The following is a 19,181-nucleotide window of genomic DNA, read 5'->3' on the forward strand; positions in this document are numbered from 1 at the left end:
GCTATCTCACTCCAATGCTGACGGTAAGCGTCCAATCGTCTACCTCCAAACTTTGAGCATCAGATACCTCCTCCAGTATCTCCAGACTCAAAGCCTGAGTTTCTGTACAGATATATTCTGAGTAGGCTCTGATGGCCTCGTCTACAAAACTATCGGACTTTTGAATTCGGATGTCTATTTTGTCTTGCACATCGAGTCCCATATCTTTTCTCAGGTTCTGCACACGGTTTACCACATCTCTGGCAATTCCTTCCATGCGCAGTTCATCTGTCAAAGTGATGTCAAGAGCCACCGTGGTCTTGCCTTCGGTAGCCACAGACCAGCCGGGAATATCCTGGCTCTTTATCTCCACATCTTCCAGGCTCAAGGTTATTTCTTCACCGGCAAGTTGCAGCGTAAAACTGCCTTCCTGCTCAATTGCGGCTATTTCCTGTTTCCCCCAGGCATTGACTGCCGCTGCAATGGCTTTTACCTTAGGCCCAAACTTTTGACCAATGGAACGGAAGTTTGGTTTAATGCTTTTTACCAAAATCCCACTGGTATCGTCTATAAACTCTATTTCTTTTACGTTTACCTCTGACTTTATTAACTCGGCTACATGCTCTACATTGTGCCTGGTTTTGGCATCAAGCACCGGAATCATAATTCTGGAAAGTGGTTGTCTCACCTTTAACTTTTCCTTCTTGCGGAGCGAATGGGTAAGTGACGAAATGGTTTGAGCGAGTCGCATCTGCTCTTCCAAATCCAGATTAATACACGCCTCATCGGCCTTCGGGAAATCGGCTAGGTGTACTGATTCCTCCTTGTCCTGACCGCTCACTCCGTTGAGGTCCTGATACAGCCTTTCCATATAGAAAGGAGCTATAGGAGCCCCAAGCTTGGCAATAGTGGCCAGGCAGGTATATAGTGTTTGGTAAGCTGCCTTCTTATCGTCATTGTATTCCCCTTTCCAGAATCGCTTCCTGTTCAGTCGTACATACCAGTTGCTCAGCTCATCGGTTACAAAATCCATGATCATTCGAGCTGCTTTAGTTGGCTCATAGGCCGAGTAGGCACTATCTACCTCATTAATGAGTGTATTGAGGCGCGAAAGAATCCACCGATCACTCTCCGGTCGTTTGTTTAGGGCAATAGGGGCGTCTTCAAACCTGAAACCATCCAAATTGGCATAAAGGGCAAAGAAGTTATAGGTATTGTACAGCGTTCCGAAGAACCTTCTCTGTACTTCACCCACCCCCTCAATGTTAAACTTGAGGTTGTCCCAAGGGTTGGCGTTAGAAATCATGTACCAACGGGTGGCGTCTGGTCCATACTCACCGATGGTCTTAAACGGATCTACGGCATTGCCCAACCGCTTGGACATCTTGTTGCCGTTTTTGTCTAGCACCAAGCCATTGGCAATTACATTTTTAAAGGCCACATTTTCATGTAGCATTACGGCCAGAGCATGCAGAGTAAAGAACCAGCCTCTGGTTTGATCTACACCTTCTGCTATAAAATCGGCCGGAAAATTCTTTTCAAAAACATCTTCGTTTTCGAATGGGTAGTGCCATTGAGCATAAGGCATTGCCCCGGAGTCGAACCATACATCTATGAGGTCCGGTTCGCGGAACATTTTCTGCCCTGAATCGCTCACCAGCACAATATCGTCTACATAAGGCCTGTGCAGGTCAAAATCTTCTCCAATTTGCTCGGTCATGTACCCGGCTTCTATGGATTTTTGCACTTCCTCTCTCAGTTCGGCCAATGAACCAATACACTTTTGCTCTTTCTTATCTTCAGAAACCCAAATAGGTAATGGTGTTCCCCAGTAGCGCGAACGGCTGAGGTTCCAGTCTACCAGATTCTCCAGCCAGTTACCAAACCTTCCTTCTCCGGTAGAGGCCGGTTTCCAGTTGATGGTTTTATTGAGCTCCACGAGCTTGTCTTTATAGGCCGTGGTTTTTATGAACCAAGAATCCAAAGGATAGTAGAGTACCGGCTTGTCTGTTCTCCAGCAGTGCGGATAACTGTGCTCGTATTTTTCTACCCTAAAGGCTCTATTTTCTTCTTTTAGTTTGATAGAAATGAGTACATCGAGCGACTTTTCAGGCATCTCTTCTTCTTTGTAGTACTCATTCTTCACATACATGCCGGCAAAGTCTGTGATCTCTTTCACATACTTTCCTTGTTTGTCTACTATGGGCACCTCTTTGCCCTCTTCATCTCTTACAAATACTCCGGGTAGGTTGTACTGAACAGAGGTTCTGAAGTCATCGGCACCAAAGGTTTTGGAAATATGTACTATTCCGGTACCATCTTCGGTGGTCACAAAATCTCCAATAACCACAGTACATCCGGGTTTTGGTAGAGGAATGTAAGGCATCAACTGCTCGTAGCTGGTCCCTGCAAGTTCTTTTCCCTTAAACTCATCGATTACCTCATAAGGGATGAGCTTGTCGCCTTCTTTATAGTCTTCCAGCTTTAGGTCGCGAGCTTTCGGGTTGAAGTAATGACTCAGCCTATCCTTTGCCAGAATTACATTGATGGGTTGGAAGGTATATTGGTTGAAGGTTTGAACCTTCACATAATCTATATTAGCGCCTACGGCCAGACCGTTGTTTGCAGGTAAAGTCCATGGAGTAGTGGTCCAAGCCAGGAAGAAGTCATTCTCCGTTCCTTCAATCTTGAACATGGCGGTAATGGAGGTGTCTTTTACATCTTTGTAGGTTCCGGGCTGGTTAAGCTCGTGGGAACTAAGGCCAGTACCTGCTGCAGGTGAGTATGGCTGTATAGTATACCCCTTGTATAACAAGTCTTTGTCGTAGAGTTTTTTAAGCAAACTCCAGAGGGTTTCTATATAGTCGCGCTCAAAAGTAATGTACGGATTGTCCAGGTCTACCCAGTAGCCCATCTTTTCGGTCAAATCGTCCCACTCATCTTTGAATCGCATTACTGTTTCGCGACATTTCTGATTGTACTCTTCAACCGATACTTTTACGCCTATATCTTCTTTCTTTATGCCAAGCTCCTTCTCTACCTGAAGTTCTACAGGCAAGCCGTGGGTATCCCAGCCCCCCTTTCGCTTTACCTGAAATCCCTTTTGGGTCTTGTACCTACAGAAAATATCTTTAACGGTACGAGCCATTACGTGGTGAATACCGGGTGTACCATTGGCCGAAGGTGGACCTTCAAAAAAGGTAAATGTTGGCTGTCCTTCTTTCAACTCAACCGACTTATGAAAGATGTGGTTGGTCTTCCAAAACTCGAGAATATCTTCACCAACTTTGGCAAATTCAGGCTGCTTGTATTCTGTGTACTTCTTCACACCTACTCCTTTTTCAGTTGTTAGCGTATTACTTCTTGGTGGTTCCCACAAAGGGGTCGTTTTCTTTGATCAACAGGTTTTGTGTATCTATTTCTTCGTCTTCATCTTCTATGTAGAACTCATAGTGTTCTATAAGGGGATGAAAGTTTTGGTTTCGCTTACCACTATCGAACACCATGAGCAAAGCCGGCAACAACGTGAGGTTGGTAAACATGGCAAAGAAAAGTGTCAGGGAAGTGAGTAAGCCAAGGGCCACTGTTCCTCCAAAATCGGAAAAGACAAAGATTACAAAACCAAAAAACAGAATAATGGAGGTATAGAGCATGCTAGACCCTGTTTCTTTTATGCTGTTGCTTATGGCAATTGGCACAAAGAATTTCTTGGCAAACAACTCTTGCCGGTATTTGGCCAGAAAATGAATGGAATCATCTACTGAAATTCCAAAAGCTATGCTAAAGATTAATGCCGTACTCGGTTTTAACGGAATGCCAAAGTATCCCATAATTCCGGCTGTCATAATCAGAGGAATGAAGTTGGGAATGAGCGAAATGACAATCATTCGAATATTGGCAAAGAGTATGGCCATAATAATGGCAATAATGACGAAGGCCAACAGTAAACTGAACCTCAGGTTTTCGATGAGAAACTGATTGCCCTTAACGAAGAGCAGTGTTGAGCCAGTTACAGCCGTTGAGATTTCCTCATCGTCTTTAAACACCTTGTCTATTTCCGGTTCAATCACGTGGTTAATGAGCGAGTCCATTTTATTGGAACCTATATCGGCAATCTTCAGGCTCACGCGCATTACCTGACCGGTTGTGTCTACAAAAGAGCTCAGAAAGCTGGCATTATCGCTCTGGTTGGATAGATAGCTTAGAATTACGTTTCTGTCGCTGGGGCTCGGCAAACCGTAGAAGCGTTCGTTGCCATTATAAAAAGCTTGACGCACTGCCTTGGCAAAAGAGACGATCGATACCGGAGACGACACATTTTCCAACGGCTCCAGAGCCTCTTCGAGCTGATCTACCCTTCTGAGGTTTCTGGCATTTATGGTCGATTTGGGTCGTCCGAAATCAATTATAATCTCCAGCGGCATCACCCCGCTAAAATTGTCTTCAAAAAAGTAGAGGTCTTGCTTGAGCTGAGATTTCTCGGGAATATCATCGACCATATAGGCCACTGAATAAAGCTTGGTAACACCCACTATGGCCACGGTAAGAATAACAGCTGTGGCTGCAAAAACCCTGTAGCGATGGCGGTGTACCAGCAAGTCGAGCAGTACCAAAAACCGACCTACAATTTTAAACTCAAGGTGTTTTAACTGATTGGCCTTAGGGGCCGGCAAATAGCTGAGAATACCCGGAATGAGTACTATACTTACTACAAACGTGGCAAGGATGTTAATTCCGGCTACCAGCCCAAATTCCTTCAATAGCTTAATATCGGTGGTCAGCAGCACCAAAAAACCGATGGCCGTGGTAAAATTGGTGATGAAGGTGACCATACCAATTTTGCGCACCATTCGGCTAAGCGCCTTTATTTTGTTGCCATGTTTGGCAAACTCCTGATGGTACTTGTTGAGTAAATAAACAGCATTGGGTATACCTATTACAACTATTATGGAAGGTATAAGCCCCGTGAGTACCGTTATTTTGTAGTTGAGAATGCCCACTGTGCCCAACACCCACACTACCACCACACTGATAACAATAAGCGGTACCACTACTGAGGTCCACGACCGGAAGAACAAAAACAGAATTAGCGCTGTAATGCCCAAAGACAATACAATGAAGAGCCTCAGTTCATCATTAGTCTTTTCTTGCATTACGGTTCGCACAAAGGGCATTCCTGAGTAATGAAGTTCTATTCCGGTTTGCCGGGTAAACTCTTCTCCCATGGCCTGAATATCTCTTACCAACCCATTTCTGTCTTTGGAGTTGAGCACCTCGCGCTTCATATTAATGAGTATGAGCGTGGCACCATTCTCCGGATTCAACAGTTGTCCGGTATAAAACTTGAGCTTCAAAGCTTCGGCCAGCAGCGAGTCTAGCTCCTGCTGCGTTTTTGGATAGTCGGGAATTAAGGGCTGCAGATCGAAACTCCTCTTCTCAGTGTTTTTGACCACATTTTGGAGCGCTGCCAGAGAAATTACATTGCTGATACCTTCAGTACTGGCTATACGATCATTGAGTCTCTTATAGGCATTAAAATTTTCCAGCGCATAAATGGCACTGTCTTTAGCACCAACTACCAGAATGTTGCCATCTTCTCCGAACTTTTCTTTGAACTCTTGAAAATACCGGTAGTTCTCATCCGTGCTCGGCACCGCGGTGTTAAAGTTAAAGGCCATCTGAACATCGCGAGCCATAAAGCCCATAAAGGCTGTTACAAGAGCCAGCGCGACTATCAGTATAAACCTGTATTTCAGTACAATATGGGGGAGTTTAGACCACATTTTCGAACAAGATCACAAAGGTAATATTTTCCCCTTTCAATCATATCCACAGGCCATGTTATTCGGAATAAGTGCTCTATATTTTACCGGGCAGGGCTATACCTCCAATCTTTCGGTACAAATTCATGGCGTTAGAGTCGGTTAGGCCCGATACAAAATCAAGTAAAGCCCTAAGGGCAAGGTACACGGTAGGAGCCTGTTCAATTTCGTAGCGGGTATCTTCGGGCAGCAATCTGTAGCACACCTGCTCTTTTCTTGTTTGTTTGCCTTTTTGAATAGAACATGCCGCTGGCACAAAAGCCTCGAGCAAACCATTAATTACTGTAAAACCGGCCGCTTCAATTTCCAGCACTGTTCTGGATCGGTAAATATTCTGAACCGATATCTTACTTATTTGTGCCAGGTGGTCGGCAGCCGGAATGGCATCTGTAAGTGAAACATCAAATTTTCCGCTCAAAATATCTTCTTCACTATCAAGAAACAGGGTCTTGCATTGATCTATCAGCTCGGAAATAGCCAAGGCCCTGAGCACCGCAATTTGCTCTCTTTTACTCCTTATAGTATATAGCTTATTTCTGTCGAACCTCTCACCAATAACCTGTGCATACAATTCAATGGTATCTTCCTGGCTCAGCAGCCCCAAATTGCAACCGTCTTCAAGGTCTATGACATGGTAACAAATATCATCTGCCGCCTCTACTAAAAATGCCAAAGGGTGCCTTGTCCATTGCTCCTCTGCTAAAGCCTTCAGCCCCAGCTTATGTGCCATTTCCTTAAACAGGTCGGCTTCCGATACATAAAAGCCATACTTCTTCTGGCTTCTTCTGGGTTTGAGTGCATCGCTGACCAGAGCCGGCCTGGGGTATTTAGTAAAAGCTGCAAGGGTTGGAGCAGTTAGTTTTAGTCCCTGATAGCCCGATTTGTTGAGCAAACGAAAGCCTTGAGCATTTCCTTCAAAGTTTACGAGATCGGCCCATTCCTTTTGGGTAAACTCACTTTCTAAAAGTTTTGCATTAAGCAAGAAGTACTCCGAAATGGCCTGCTCACCGGAATGGCCAAACGGAGGGTTACCAATATCGTGAGCCAATGAGGCTGAGGCTACAATAGTTCCAAAATCATTGGCCGATATTTGCCGGGCCATTTCAGGCCTGCGCTCAAGTACCGAATCGCCCACCAATCTACCCAGAGATCGCCCAACACTACTTACCTCCAAACTATGCGTCAATCGATTGTGAACAAAATCATGTTCGGGCAGGGGGTGAACCTGCGTTTTGTCTTGCAGTTTTCTAAACGGATGGGAGAAGATTATTCTATCATAATCTCTATCGAACAGGGTTCGGGCCTGTTGAATGCTTTTCTGTTCGCTCAAATCCAATAGTTGCTGCCAATGCATGGGGTAATTTTTTGGTGAAGGCTAATTTTTGCTCACAATAATGCTAAAAAATAAAAGAAGGTAGAACCCCGGAAGACAATTCAACCAAAATGATGGCCATCTGCAATCCTTTGCAAAATTAAAGTGGCTTTTAAGGCCTTAAAACAACTGATTACCGGGCAGGGTTAAGTAAAAGTTATCGAACAACGCTAAGCCTCAGAAGCTAACTATTTGAAGAGGCAACAGATATGTCGTGTATGTTAAATTTTGCAAACGTTTGCGTTAATTTTAACTTTAACATACTATGAATTGAAGTGCAGTAATTGTACTTTAAGCATTCGATTGCACTTTTTTGGCCGTTTTTGGCCACTAATCAAGTAAACTTAAAAATGATTGTATGAAAAAGTTTTTACTACTCCTTCTTGTATTGTCGGTGGGTTTCCAAGGGGCACTGCTGGCACAAACAAGAACGGTTACCGGTAAGGTAACTGGCGGGGATGACGGACAGGGAATCCCCCGTGTGAACATTACGGTAAAAGGAACTACCCGTGGTGTGCCGAGTGGTCTTGATGGTACATATACCATTGAGGTCTCTCCAAGTGATGTACTGGTGTTCTCTTTTGTGGGTTATATCACTAAAGAGGTACCTGTAGGAAACCAAACTACCATAAACGTAACGCTCGACCCTGACTATGCCGAGCTGGAAGAAGTGGTAGTAGTAGGTTATGGGTCTCAAGAAAAGAAAGAGATCACAAGTTCGGTGGTAGCTTTGGATGCCGAAGACTTTAACCAGGGTAACGTAAACGACCCAACTCAACTACTCCAGGGTAAAGTTCCCGGTTTGAGTATCTATAACAAAGGAGGCAACCCCAATGGTGGTGCCACTATTCGTTTAAGAGGTATTTCAACTGTTGGAGCCAACGTGCAACCACTCGTGGTTATCGATGGCGTAATTGGAGCTTCTCTTGACAACGTAGACCCTAACGATATTGCTACAGTAAACGTTCTTAAAGACGGTTCTGCAGCGGCTATCTATGGTTCCAGAGGTTCTGCGGGTGTTATCCTTGTAACAACCAAGTCTGGCAACAGAGGTGGTGGTCTGCAAGCTTCTTACAACGGATATGTTGCAGCCGATGAGGTATTCCGATTCCAGCCGGTAATGACTCCGGATGAGTATGTGGCCACTGGTGGTAACGACCTTGGCTCCAGAACCATCTGGCAGGAAGAAATTACCCGAACCGGTATTTCTCACGTACACAACATTGCTGTTTCCGGTGGTTCTGAAAACACCACTTTCCGTGTTTCTACCAACTTCAGAAATATTCAAGGAGTATTGAAGAAATCTGGTTTCGATCAGATCAACGCCCGTGCTAATGTGAATCATTATGCACTGAATGACAGGCTGAACATTCAGTTTAACCTCTCTATGACTAATAGAGATCAAAACTTCTCGTTCAACGAAGCCTTCCGCTACGCGGCACTCTTCAACCCAACAGCTCCTATCAGAAACCCTGACGGTAGCTACTTCCAAGCCATCTTGTTCGACAACTTCAACCCTGTTGCTATTATCGAGCAAAATGTGAACCTGGGTAAGAGAAACAACCTGAACTTTAACACTCAAATGAGCTACGATATTTTGGACAACCTAACCTGGTCTGCCAACTATGCTCAGCAGTTCACTACATTCACCGGAGGTACTTTCTATCCTTCTAACTCACTATTTAGAGGATTCGACCGAACCGGTTTAGCTTCCAGAAGAACCGATGAGAGCAAGTTTACTTTGTTCGAAACCTACGGAACTTTTGTAAAAGACTTTGACAATGCCAACCTGACTATATCTGCCGGATATTCCTTCCAGGAAGAAGTATTTACAGGCTTTGGTATGGAAGCTGGTAACTTCCCAAGCAACGATCTTGGATACAACATTATTGGTTCTTCAGGCAACATACTTGGCGATGGTGCCAACGTAAGCTTATTTAGCTATGAGTCTCCTGAAAACAGAATTATTGCCTTCTTTGGTAGAGTGAACTTCAGCCTCGACAACGGTATTTTTGTAAATGCATCCGTAAGAAGAGAGGGTTCTACTAAGCTAGGTGCCGAAAACAGATGGGGTACTTTCCCTGCCTTTGGTGTTGGTGCAGACCTGTTGAACTACTTCGACATTGCAGCCTTCAGCCAACTGAAGCTTAGAGCCGGTTACGGGGTTACAGGTTCATTGCCGGGTCCTTCAGGATTGGCGCAAGACCTCTTCTCTTATGGCTTTGGCGGTGGTGGTACCGTAAGCTTTGTTAGAGCTGGTAACCCAGATCTAAAATGGGAAGAGAAAGCAGAGATCAACCTTGGTCTTGACTTCGGTCTTCTTGGCGGACAGTTGAGTGGTAGCCTAGATGTTTACTCAAGAGACATCAACGACTTCATTCTGGAAAGAACTGTTGATCCAGCCGTTTATGGAACAGACAGGCGTTATGAAAATGCTGGTAAGTTAAACACTAAAGGACTTGAGTTTGCCATCAACCATGCCGGTATTGGCAGTGGCGATTTGAACTGGTCTCCTGGTGTAGTACTTTCTACTTACAGCACTACTCTTGAGGAGTTTGTAATTCCGGAGCAAATGATTGCCAACCTGGGTTCTCCTGGTCAGAACGGTACCAACATGGTAAGAATCGCTGTAGGCGAAAAAATTGGCCAGATCTGGGGACCAGTATTCTCAGGAAATGTGGATGCTGAAGGTAGACCAGTATTTGTAGACCTTAACAACGATGGCAACCTGAATACTGACCAAGGTAACGCTTTGGATGATGACGGTGACTTCCAGCAACTAGGAAACGGTATACCAACCCTTGAAATTGGTTGGACCAACCAATTGAGCTATGGCAACTGGGATCTGAACGTATTCTTTAGAGCAGCCTTCGGTCATAGCCTGGTAAACACTTTCAGAGCTTTCTATGAGCCAATCGACCTGGGTGCTATTAACTCTTACAACAGAACAAAAACTGACTTGCAGATTCCTGAGCTTCAGGTGGCTCAATTCAGCTCACTCTATGTAGAAAAAGCTGACTTCTTCAGACTTGATAACGCCACTTTAGGATACAACTTCGATATGTCGAACAACTCTATGTTCAGCAAATTGAGAATGTACCTGAGCGTTCAGAACGCTTTTGTGATCACCAACTATCAGGGTATCGATCCTGATCCTTCTTTGGTTGACATTAACGATGGAAATGTTTTGGCTCCTGGTATTGACAGAAGAAACAACTACTTCACCAGCAGAACATTCACTTTCGGTTTGAACGTTGGTTTTTAATCAGAAAAGAAAAAGAATATGAAATATACAATTAGAATTCTGGCACTTGCGGCAACCATCTTTACCGTTGGCGCTTGTACAGATTTGGAAGAGGAATTGAAAGATTCGTTTACCGAAGACTTCGATCCGAATAACCCCGGTGTTGGGGTAACCAATAACGTAAACAAAGCACAGCCAAACGATGGCCTTGGTGCTGCATTTGGCAGGCTAATAGGTAGCTCTGCCGGTCATGGAGGATACTTCTCTATACAGGAAGTTTCGACAGACGAAGCTGTAATTACCCAAAAAGGTGGTGACTGGTTTGATGGTGGTATCTGGCTGGATATGCACAGACACCAGTGGCAATCTACTCACCCCGCACTCAATGGAGTATGGAATGAGTCTTACGGTGGTATTAACGAGTGTAACCGTCTTTTAGCCGATGGAGGACTCTCTCCTGCTGCCGTAGCACAGCTTAAAACGGTACGTGCCTTCTTCTATTGGAGATTGATGGATTCTTTCGGAAGAGTAAAAATTGTTACTCAGCCGGGAGTTGATGCCCCACAGGTAGACAGAGTAACTGTATTCAACTTTATTGAAAGTGAACTTCTTGCCGCACTTCCTGACCTTCCTGAAGGAAGACAAGAGTACGGTAGAGTTAGCAATCTTGGTGCTCAGGCATTTCTTTCCAGACTTTACCTGAATGCAGAAGTTTATACTGGTGTTCCTCGATATGCTGATGCTATTATAGCAGCCGATGCCGTAATTAACTCAGGGGTTTATAGCCTTACCCCAGACTATGCCGATGTTTTTGCTCCGGACAACGTAGATGATCCTGAGCACATTTGGGTATTGCCTTACGATGAAGCTACTCAGGGAGGCATGAACTTCGCTCAGATGACCCTTCACTATCCTAGCCAGTTGACTTACCGTTTGGCTGAGCAGCCATGGAACGGTTACTCTACTTTGGAAGAGTTCTACAACTCTTACGAAGATGGCGATGAGAGAAAAGAGAACAACTTCATAGTTGGCCCTCAGTATGATGTAAATGGTGCCCCAATTCTCGATTTGGCCTTTGATGCTGCCGATCCTGATGGAGCTCCTATCAACTATACGCCTGCCATCAACCAATTGGCCCCTAACGGAAGCCGTCAGGCAGGTGCCAGACTTGGTAAGTTTAGCTTCAAGCTGAAGCAAAGAGCAAACATGGACAATGACTATCCGCTTTTCAGATATGCTGAAGTTCTTTTGAACAAAGCTGAAGCCATTGCCCGATTAAATGGAAACTGGAGCGATCCTCAGGCCCTTCTTTTGGTAAACCAAGTGAGAGAAAGAGCCGGTGTAGATGGATTCGCTCAAATGGATGCCAGCACTTTCCTTGCAGAAAGAGGACGCGAAATGTTCCAGGAGTCTCAGAGAAGAATAGACCTGATCAGATTTGGTCGTTGGGGAGCTCTATGGTGGGAAAAACCTGCTCACTCAGACACATATAAAAATGTGTTCCCTATTCCAAACGAGCAAATCAATGCATCGGGTGGTACGCTTACTCAGAACCCCGGATATAACTAGAATTTAGTTTAAGTATTTAGTAAAATGGGTTGCCGTTGAGGCAGCCCATTTTTGTATGAAAAAGTCAGTATTACTTCTATCGATTTGTGCCCTTTTAGGGGCTTGCAAAAGCAAAACATCCACCCTATTTGAGAAAGTAGAGGGTAAAACAAGTGGTATCGCTTTTGAAAACAGACTCGAATATTCCGAAGAGCTGAACCCCTATACCTACCGCAACTTCTTCAATGGCGGAGGAGTAGCTCTCGGAGACATCAACAACGATGGCTTGCTCGATATCTTTTTTAGTGGCAACATAGTAGAGAACAAGCTCTACCTCAACAAAGGCAATTGGACCTTCGAGGACATTACCGAATCATCAGGAACAGCAGGTAAAGGTTTTTGGTCTACCGGAGCCACTTTTGTAGATATCAATGCCGATGGCTGGCTCGATCTATACGTTTGCAAATCGGGTCCTCCAAGTGACGATCCAGGCAGAAAAAACGCCCTATACATTAACCAGCAGGATGGCACCTTTAAAGAGTCTGCAGCCGATTTCGGTCTAGATTTTAATGGCCTTTCTACCCACGCTGCTTTCTTTGACTACGACAAAGATGGCGATCTGGACTGCTACCTACTTACCAATTCCCTTCGCTCTTTGGGTGTTGGACAAGATATTATTGAAGGCCAGAGAGAAATACCCAGTGCCGAAAATGCCGGCAACAAACTACTACGAAACGACAATGGAAAATTTACCGATGTAAGTCGCCAGGCAGGCATCTATAATAGCGACATTGGCTACGGACTTGGAATAACACTATCTGACTACAATCAAGATTCCTGGCCCGACATTTTTATATCCAACGACTTTTTTGAAAAAGACTACCTCTACATCAACAATCAGGACGGCACCTTCACCGAAAGTTCAGAGCTCTATTTTGAAAGCCTCAGTATGGGGTCTATGGGAGCCGATGCCAGCGACCTGAACAATGATGGCCTGCCGGAAATAATGGTCACAGAAATGTTGCCGGCTACCCTACCCAGAAAAAAAACCAAAGCCACCTACGAGTCGTGGGATAAATATACCCTCAATACCTCCAAAGGATATTACCATCAATTTCCCAGAAACGTGTTGCAAAGAAACCTCGGCAATGGTCAGTTTCTGGAAATTGGAAGATTTGCCGGTGTAGCCGCCACAGAGTGGAGTTGGGGAACTTTAATTTTCGATGCAGACAATGATGGCCTCAAAGATATTTTTGTTTCTAACGGTATATACAAAGACCTGCTTGATAGAGACTACCTTAACTACATGGCCAACGAAGAGCGCATTCGCGCTATGATTCGCAACGATGAAGATGTGATAACCCGCCTAATTGATGTAATGCCTTCCAAGCCTGTGACCAATGCCCTTTTCCAAAACCAGGGAGACTTTCAATTCCAAAACATCAGTGAAACCAGTGGGCTGGAAGAACCCACTTTTAGCAATGGCAGTGCCTATGGAGACTTAGACAATGATGGAGACCTCGATCTGGTCATTAACAATGTGAACATGCCGGCCTTCATCTATAAAAACAACAGCGATACAGCCACTCAACGCTCCATACAGTTGCAGCTTAGCTCAAGCCTAAAAAGCAACCGTTATGCCATTGGTGCCTTTGTTCAGGCATGGGTCGGTCAAGAGCAGTTTTCCGGCTACAACTACCCTTCACGAGGCTTCCAGAGTTCAGTAGACCCCAAAATACACCTCGGAGTAGGCAGCCATGTCATATTAGACTCGCTAAAGGTCACCTGGCCAGAAGGTCGTATTACCACTTTGTATCAGGTTAAAACCAACCAACTGTTGCAATTAGACGAAGCTAATGCTACAGCAAAATCGGCTCCAACCCCACCAGCCAAACAAAGCCCACTCATTTTAGCCCAAAACCCGTTCGAATATACTCATGTGGAAAATGAGTTCATAGACTTTGACCGGGAGCGCCTGCTTATAGAAATGTATCAAAACGAAGGCCCTGCCATGACCATGGCCGATGTGAATGGAGACGGAAAAGAGGATGTTTTCATAGGTGGGTCGAAAGACATAAGCGCAAGACTCTATTTGAGCAACGGCAACCGCTACCAACTCTCCAGCCAGGCCACCTTCGAAGCAGATAAAATTTCGGAAGACGCCTCTGCTGTTTTCTTCGATGCCAATGCCGATGGACATATAGACCTCTACGTGACCAGCGGAGGCAGAGCTTTTAGTCGCAGTTCCTCCGCTCTGATGGACAGGCTTTACCTAAACGATGGCCAAGGAAACTTTAGCAAAAGTCCCTCTCCTTTGCCATTTACAAACTATTTCAGCACCAGCACCGTAGCTGCGGGCGATTTTGATGGTGACGGAGACCTAGACCTGTTTATTGGCGAACGGTTCGATCCTTTCTACTATGGTGAAGCTGGCAGAGGCTTCATCTTTGAAAACGATGGAAGAGGAAACTTCAAAGATGTAACCCAAACGGTGGCAGCCGAACTTCTGAAGGTAGGCATGATTACCTCATCGAGTTGGACCGATGTAGATCAGGATGGAGACCTTGACCTGATTGTGGCAGGCGACTGGATGCCGGTGACTCTTTATGAGAACAACAACGGTCACTTAACCCGCTCAAATCGGTTGGCACCGCTTAGAGGCTGGTGGCACACCTTACATGTGGCCGATGTTGATGGAGATGGCGACATGGATATAGTGGCCGGAAACCACGGTGAAAACACCTTCTTAAAGCCAGGTACCCGCATGTACATGCACGATTTCGACCAGAACGGAACCAAAGAGCAAATATTCTGCGAGCCAATCAATGGAAAATACTATCCCTTGGCCGACAAGGATGAACTCATTAAGCAAATACCTTCGCTCAAAAAACAGTTAGTGTATTTTGAAGATTATGCAGAAAAAAGCATCGACCAGTTATTTAGCCCAGATGTGCTTTCGCGTACCTCCATCTACGAAATTGACGAACGCAGATCAGGCATTTTCTACAACAACAATGGCGACTTCACTTTTATACCCCTGCCCAAAGAAGCCCAGTACTCTCCGGTATACGCCATCGCTACGGACGATATAGATGCCGATGGCCTCACCGACATTATTCTGGGTGGTAATCAATACCTGGTAAAACCCCAATTCGGACGATACGATGGACTCAAAGGATTGGTGCTGCTGGGCACAAAACAAGGCTTTAACAGTAAAAAAATTGAGTTTTTGAATATAGATGGACAAATTAGACACATCAAAAAAATGTCAGTCAACGGCAAAGAAAGTTTCATTTTCATCATCAACAACGGCCCGTTAAAAACCTATGAAAAACAATAGAACGCTATACTTGATGATGGCCCTGCTACTTACTCTGGGCCTTGGCGCCTGCCAGTCTGATTACAGCAAAATGCTCAATGAAGAAATGGCCAAAGGGGTGCGCAATGACTCGCTCTTCTTTGGTATTCATTTTCAGCAGGCCAAACGCGACTTTTATGAACTCTGCTGGAAGAAAAACCAGGAAGGATTGTTCACTGCCGGTAGCAGAGGCAATTATGTACAGTACAATCTGCCTCCAGACAGCATTCATTCGGAAAAAATCGAAATGTTCTTTTACCCACAGTTCGATAGCAATGAGCAAATTACCGGAATGGACTTGGAGTATCGCTATGCCGCGTGGGCTCCCTGGAACAAAGCCCTCTATGCCCCGGAATTACTCCCCAGAATTAAAGACACCCTTATGGCCTGGTATGGCGGCAATGATTTTATAGCCGTTGAAGGAGAACAGCCGCAAGAAACTATTTGGGTGAAAGTTGATGGCAACAGAAGAATAGCCATAAAAACCAAAGACGATGAGATCGTACGCGTAAAAATGACAGACCTGACGACAACCATAGACGATTAATTTTTTAGCCATGTTCAGAAAGAAAACACTGCTTGCATACACTCTATTAGCCCTCGGATTTTCTGCCTGTCAGAACAAGCCCGAAGAATCACAAACACCACGTTTCACGCTAATGGAAGCAGAAAACACAGGCTTTCAGTTTGAAAACAAACTCACCTACGACAGCGAGTTCAACATATATACCTACCGCAACTTCTACAATGGCGGAGGAGTGTCGATCGGAGACATTAACAACGATGGTCTTCCCGATATTTACATGACAGCCAATCAGCTGCCCAACCGCCTGTTTCTTAACAAAGGCAACTTTCAGTTTGAAGACATTACCGAAAGCTCAGGCACTGCCGGCCAACGGGCCTGGTCTACAGGCGTCACCATGGTCGATGTAAATGCCGATGGCCTTTTGGATATCTATGTTTGTAATTCTGGCGATGTAAAAGGCGACAATAAAGAAAACGAGCTTTTCATCAATCAAGGAGACCTAACCTTTGTAGAAGCGGCCAAAGAATATGGCTTAGCCGACCCCGGCTACACAACCCATGCTTCATTCTTTGATTTCGACAAAGACGGAGATTTAGATGTATACATACTCAACAACTCTTACCAGGCCATTGGCAGCTTTGATTTGCGAAGAAATGAACGACCCAAGCGCGATGTGCTTGGAGGAGATAAACTGATGGAAAACCGGGACGGAAAATTCTACGACATAAGCGAAAAAGCCGGCATCTACGGTTCGGTTATTGGCTTTGGACTTGGGGTGACCGTGGGCGATGTAGACGGTGACGGTTGGGACGACATATACGTATCTAACGATTTCTTTGAAAGAGATTACCTATACATAAATCAACAAAACGGCACCTTTACAGAAGTGCTCACTCAGCGCATGAACTCCATTAGTGGGGCCTCAATGGGAGCTGACATGGCCGATATTAACAACGATGGCAGCAACGACCTGTTTGTAACCGAAATGCTACCCAACGATTATGACCGATTGAAGTCTGTTACCACCTTCGAAGACTGGAATCGCTATCAATACGGACTGAACAATGGCTATTATCACCAGTTCACTCGCAATACCTTTCAGATCAATACCGGAGCCGGATTCTCAGAACTCGGGCGATTGGCCGGGGTAGAGGCCACCGATTGGAGTTGGGGTGCCCTCATCTTTGATATGGATAATGACGGCTACAAAGACCTCTATGTGGCCAATGGTATTTATCAGGACCTTACCGACCAGGACTACCTGCAATACGCCTCGAGCGAAGAAATAATGAGCTCCATGATCAGCAAAAACGGAGTAGACTACAAAAGCCTGATCGACATCATCCCTTCCAACCCCATTCAAAACTACGCCTACAAAAACCAGAATGGCCTAGAGTTTAAAGATGTAACTAAAGCGTATGGATTAGCTACACCGAGCTTTTCGAATGGCTCTGCCTATGGCGATTTGGACAATGACGGAGATCTGGATTTAGTGGTGAACAATGTGAACATGCCCTCCTTCCTCTACCGAAATAATACCAAAGAAGGTGACGGGCACTACCTTTCCTTTTCGCTTAAAGGTGAAGGAGCAAACACGCTGGCCATAGGCACCAAAATATGGGTAACTGCGGGTGAAGATCAGTACTACGTAGAGCAGCAACCCACCAGGGGCTTTCAGTCCAGCATGGATCCAAGGCCTTTTGTAGGGCTAAAAACAGGTCAAAACCTATCGGTAAAAGTGCTCTGGCCTTCCGGAAAGGTAACCCTTCTCAATGGCGTTTCACCCAACCAGCAATTGCAACTGTCAGAAGCAGAAGCCACTCCTCAACCCAGCGAAACCGATGAAAAAGGAACCCCCGCTATATTCTCGCAAGCCCCTTTAAACCTGCCATTTGCCCACAAGGAAAATGCCTTTGTAGACTTTGACATTGACCGCTCATTGTTTCTCATGAAGAGTACCCAAGGGCCAAAAATGGCCGTAGCCGATGTGAATGCCGATGGCTTTCCCGATGTGTTTGTGGGCGGCAGTAAAGAAGAAGAGGCCGTACTGCTACTCGGTTCGGCCAACGGGTTTACCGTAAATCGCCAGCCCGCCTTTGCCAAAGACAAAGTTTCAGAAGACCTGGAAAGCGTCTTTTTCGATGCCGATGGCGATGGTGACTTAGACCTGTATGTGTGCAGCGGAAGTATAGAGTTTTCGCAAAGCTCATCGGCCTACATCGATCGGTTATACTTCAACGATGGCCGGGGCAATTTCTCGGCATCCAACCAAATGCTACCCGGCAAAACCCGCTATGTAAGCTCTAGTACGGTCTCTGTTTTAGACTATGACGGTGATGGTGATTTGGACCTTTTTGTGGGAGAGGGCAGCCGCCCAATGCAAAACGGAGTTCCTGGCGATGGCTTTTTGCTCGAAAACAATGGTCAGGGAGTTTATACTGATGTAACCTCCGAAAAAGCACCAGAATTTAAAAGCCTGGGCATGATAACGAGTAGCCAGGCAGTAGATGTGAATGGAGATGGAGCTACAGACCTGATAGTTGTGGGAGAATACATGGGTATTGAGATATTTCTGAATACCAACGGCCAATTCAGAAAAAGCACCCCGGCCAACCTGGCCCGATTAAAAGGCTGGTGGAATGTAGTGCATGCAGCCGATGTTAATGGTGACGGCCGCATGGATTTCATAGTAGGCAACCATGGCCTCAACAGTCGTTTCAAGGCCTCAGAAGAACAACCCATTGCTCTATTTGTAAAAGACTTTGACAACAACGGTACCCTGGACCCTATTCTATCTAAATACATGGCCAATGGCAAAGCCTATCCCTATGGATTGCGCCACAATCTTATCGACCAGATTAAGAGCCTCAAAAAGGTATTGCCCGATTATAAGACTTTTAAAGACATGAGTGTAAGGGATATTTTCACTCAAGCGCAAATGGAAGGTGTTATGGAAATTAAGGCCACCGAAATGACCAGCGTACTCGTGCTCAACAAAGGCCAAATGAACTTTGAAGTGACCGAATTGCCAACAGAGGCACAGGTAAGTCCGGTATATGCCATTGCCACAGGCGATTTTGATGCCGATGGAGATACAGACATTTTACTGGGCGGCAACCTCTACTCGGTTAAGCCCGAGGTAGGCCGATACGATGCCAGCTACGGTACCTTCCTTAAAAACACAGGTAATGGACGTTTTGTGGCTGCCAAACCACAAGAAGGCTTCCTTGTGGAGGGCGAAGTGCGCGACATAGAGGTATTCGAAAACTTTGTGTTAATAGCCAGAAACAATGCAGAATTAATGAAACTCAAATTCGGAAAAAACTAAGGCA

Annotated in this window: 8 protein-coding genes; 5 read left to right on the plus strand and 3 right to left on the minus strand. The window is 45.3% G+C overall.

Annotated elements, in window-relative coordinates; translation table 11 throughout:
* Nucleotide 1: 1 nt before the first annotated feature.
* The 3 genes from ileS to dgt all read right to left on the minus strand — a co-directional run bounded on the left by ileS (nt 2) and on the right by dgt (nt 7,155).
* Complete coding sequence (gene ileS / locus IE164_RS03110) at nt 2-3,307, minus strand: isoleucine--tRNA ligase (RefSeq protein WP_189628715.1); 3,306 nt, start codon at nt 3,305-3,307, stop codon at nt 2-4.
* Nucleotides 3,308-3,335: 28 nt separating this feature from the next.
* Nucleotides 3,336-5,762 (minus strand): efflux RND transporter permease subunit, encoded by a 2,427-nt coding sequence (locus tag IE164_RS03115; RefSeq protein ID WP_189628716.1) that lies wholly within the window; start codon nt 5,760-5,762, stop codon nt 3,336-3,338.
* Nucleotides 5,763-5,838: 76 nt separating this feature from the next.
* The gene (dgt, locus tag IE164_RS03120) at nt 5,839-7,155 is read right to left on the minus strand and encodes a dGTP triphosphohydrolase (protein ID WP_189628717.1); all 1,317 of its coding nucleotides are present in this window, start codon (nt 7,153-7,155) and stop codon (nt 5,839-5,841) included.
* Between the two features lie 376 nt (nt 7,156-7,531).
* Here dgt and IE164_RS03125 point away from each other — a divergent pair, with 376 nt between their 5' ends.
* Genes IE164_RS03125 through IE164_RS03145 form a run of 5 tightly spaced genes read left to right on the plus strand, consistent with a single transcriptional unit; the run spans nt 7,532 to nt 19,177 of the window.
* Entirely contained in the window at nt 7,532-10,438 is a 2,907-nt protein-coding gene (locus IE164_RS03125) for a SusC/RagA family TonB-linked outer membrane protein (protein WP_189628718.1), read from the plus strand.
* 18 nt (nt 10,439-10,456) lie between these two features.
* The gene (locus tag IE164_RS03130) at nt 10,457-11,986 is read left to right on the plus strand and encodes a RagB/SusD family nutrient uptake outer membrane protein (protein WP_189628719.1); all 1,530 of its coding nucleotides are present in this window, start codon (nt 10,457-10,459) and stop codon (nt 11,984-11,986) included.
* Nucleotides 11,987-12,041: 55 nt separating this feature from the next.
* Nucleotides 12,042-15,305, plus strand: a complete 3,264-nt coding sequence (locus tag IE164_RS03135) for a VCBS repeat-containing protein (protein ID WP_189628720.1) — start codon at nt 12,042-12,044, stop codon at nt 15,303-15,305.
* Entirely contained in the window at nt 15,292-15,870 is a 579-nt protein-coding gene (locus tag IE164_RS03140; protein ID WP_189628721.1) for a hypothetical protein, read from the plus strand. The genes IE164_RS03135 and IE164_RS03140 overlap by 14 nt, the downstream gene beginning before the upstream one ends.
* Nucleotides 15,871-15,880: 10 nt before the next feature.
* Nucleotides 15,881-19,177 carry a VCBS repeat-containing protein gene (locus IE164_RS03145; RefSeq protein WP_189628722.1) on the plus strand — a complete coding sequence of 1,099 codons (3,297 nt, stop codon included), beginning with the start codon at nt 15,881-15,883 and terminating at the stop codon, nt 19,175-19,177.
* Nucleotides 19,178-19,181: the final 4 nt, after the last annotated feature.

It is taken from the genome of Roseivirga thermotolerans (genome assembly GCF_014653175.1).
GTDB lineage: Bacteria > Bacteroidota > Bacteroidia > Cytophagales > Cyclobacteriaceae > Roseivirga > Roseivirga thermotolerans.

Excerpts from the sequence above, each read along its gene's own strand:
- IE164_RS03115 (WP_189628716.1), bottom strand. The coding sequence starts at position 5,762 with ATGTGGTCTAAACTCCCCCATATTGTACTGAAATACAGGTTTATACTG.
- IE164_RS03135 (WP_189628720.1), top strand. The coding sequence starts at position 12,042 with ATGAAAAAGTCAGTATTACTTCTATCGATTTGTGCCCTTTTAGGGGCT.
- dgt (WP_189628717.1), bottom strand. The coding sequence starts at position 7,155 with ATGCATTGGCAGCAACTATTGGATTTGAGCGAACAGAAAAGCATTCAA.
- IE164_RS03140 (WP_189628721.1), top strand. The coding sequence starts at position 15,292 with ATGAAAAACAATAGAACGCTATACTTGATGATGGCCCTGCTACTTACT.
- IE164_RS03125 (WP_189628718.1), top strand. The coding sequence starts at position 7,532 with ATGAAAAAGTTTTTACTACTCCTTCTTGTATTGTCGGTGGGTTTCCAA.
- IE164_RS03145 (WP_189628722.1), top strand. The coding sequence starts at position 15,881 with ATGTTCAGAAAGAAAACACTGCTTGCATACACTCTATTAGCCCTCGGA.
- IE164_RS03130 (WP_189628719.1), top strand. The coding sequence starts at position 10,457 with ATGAAATATACAATTAGAATTCTGGCACTTGCGGCAACCATCTTTACC.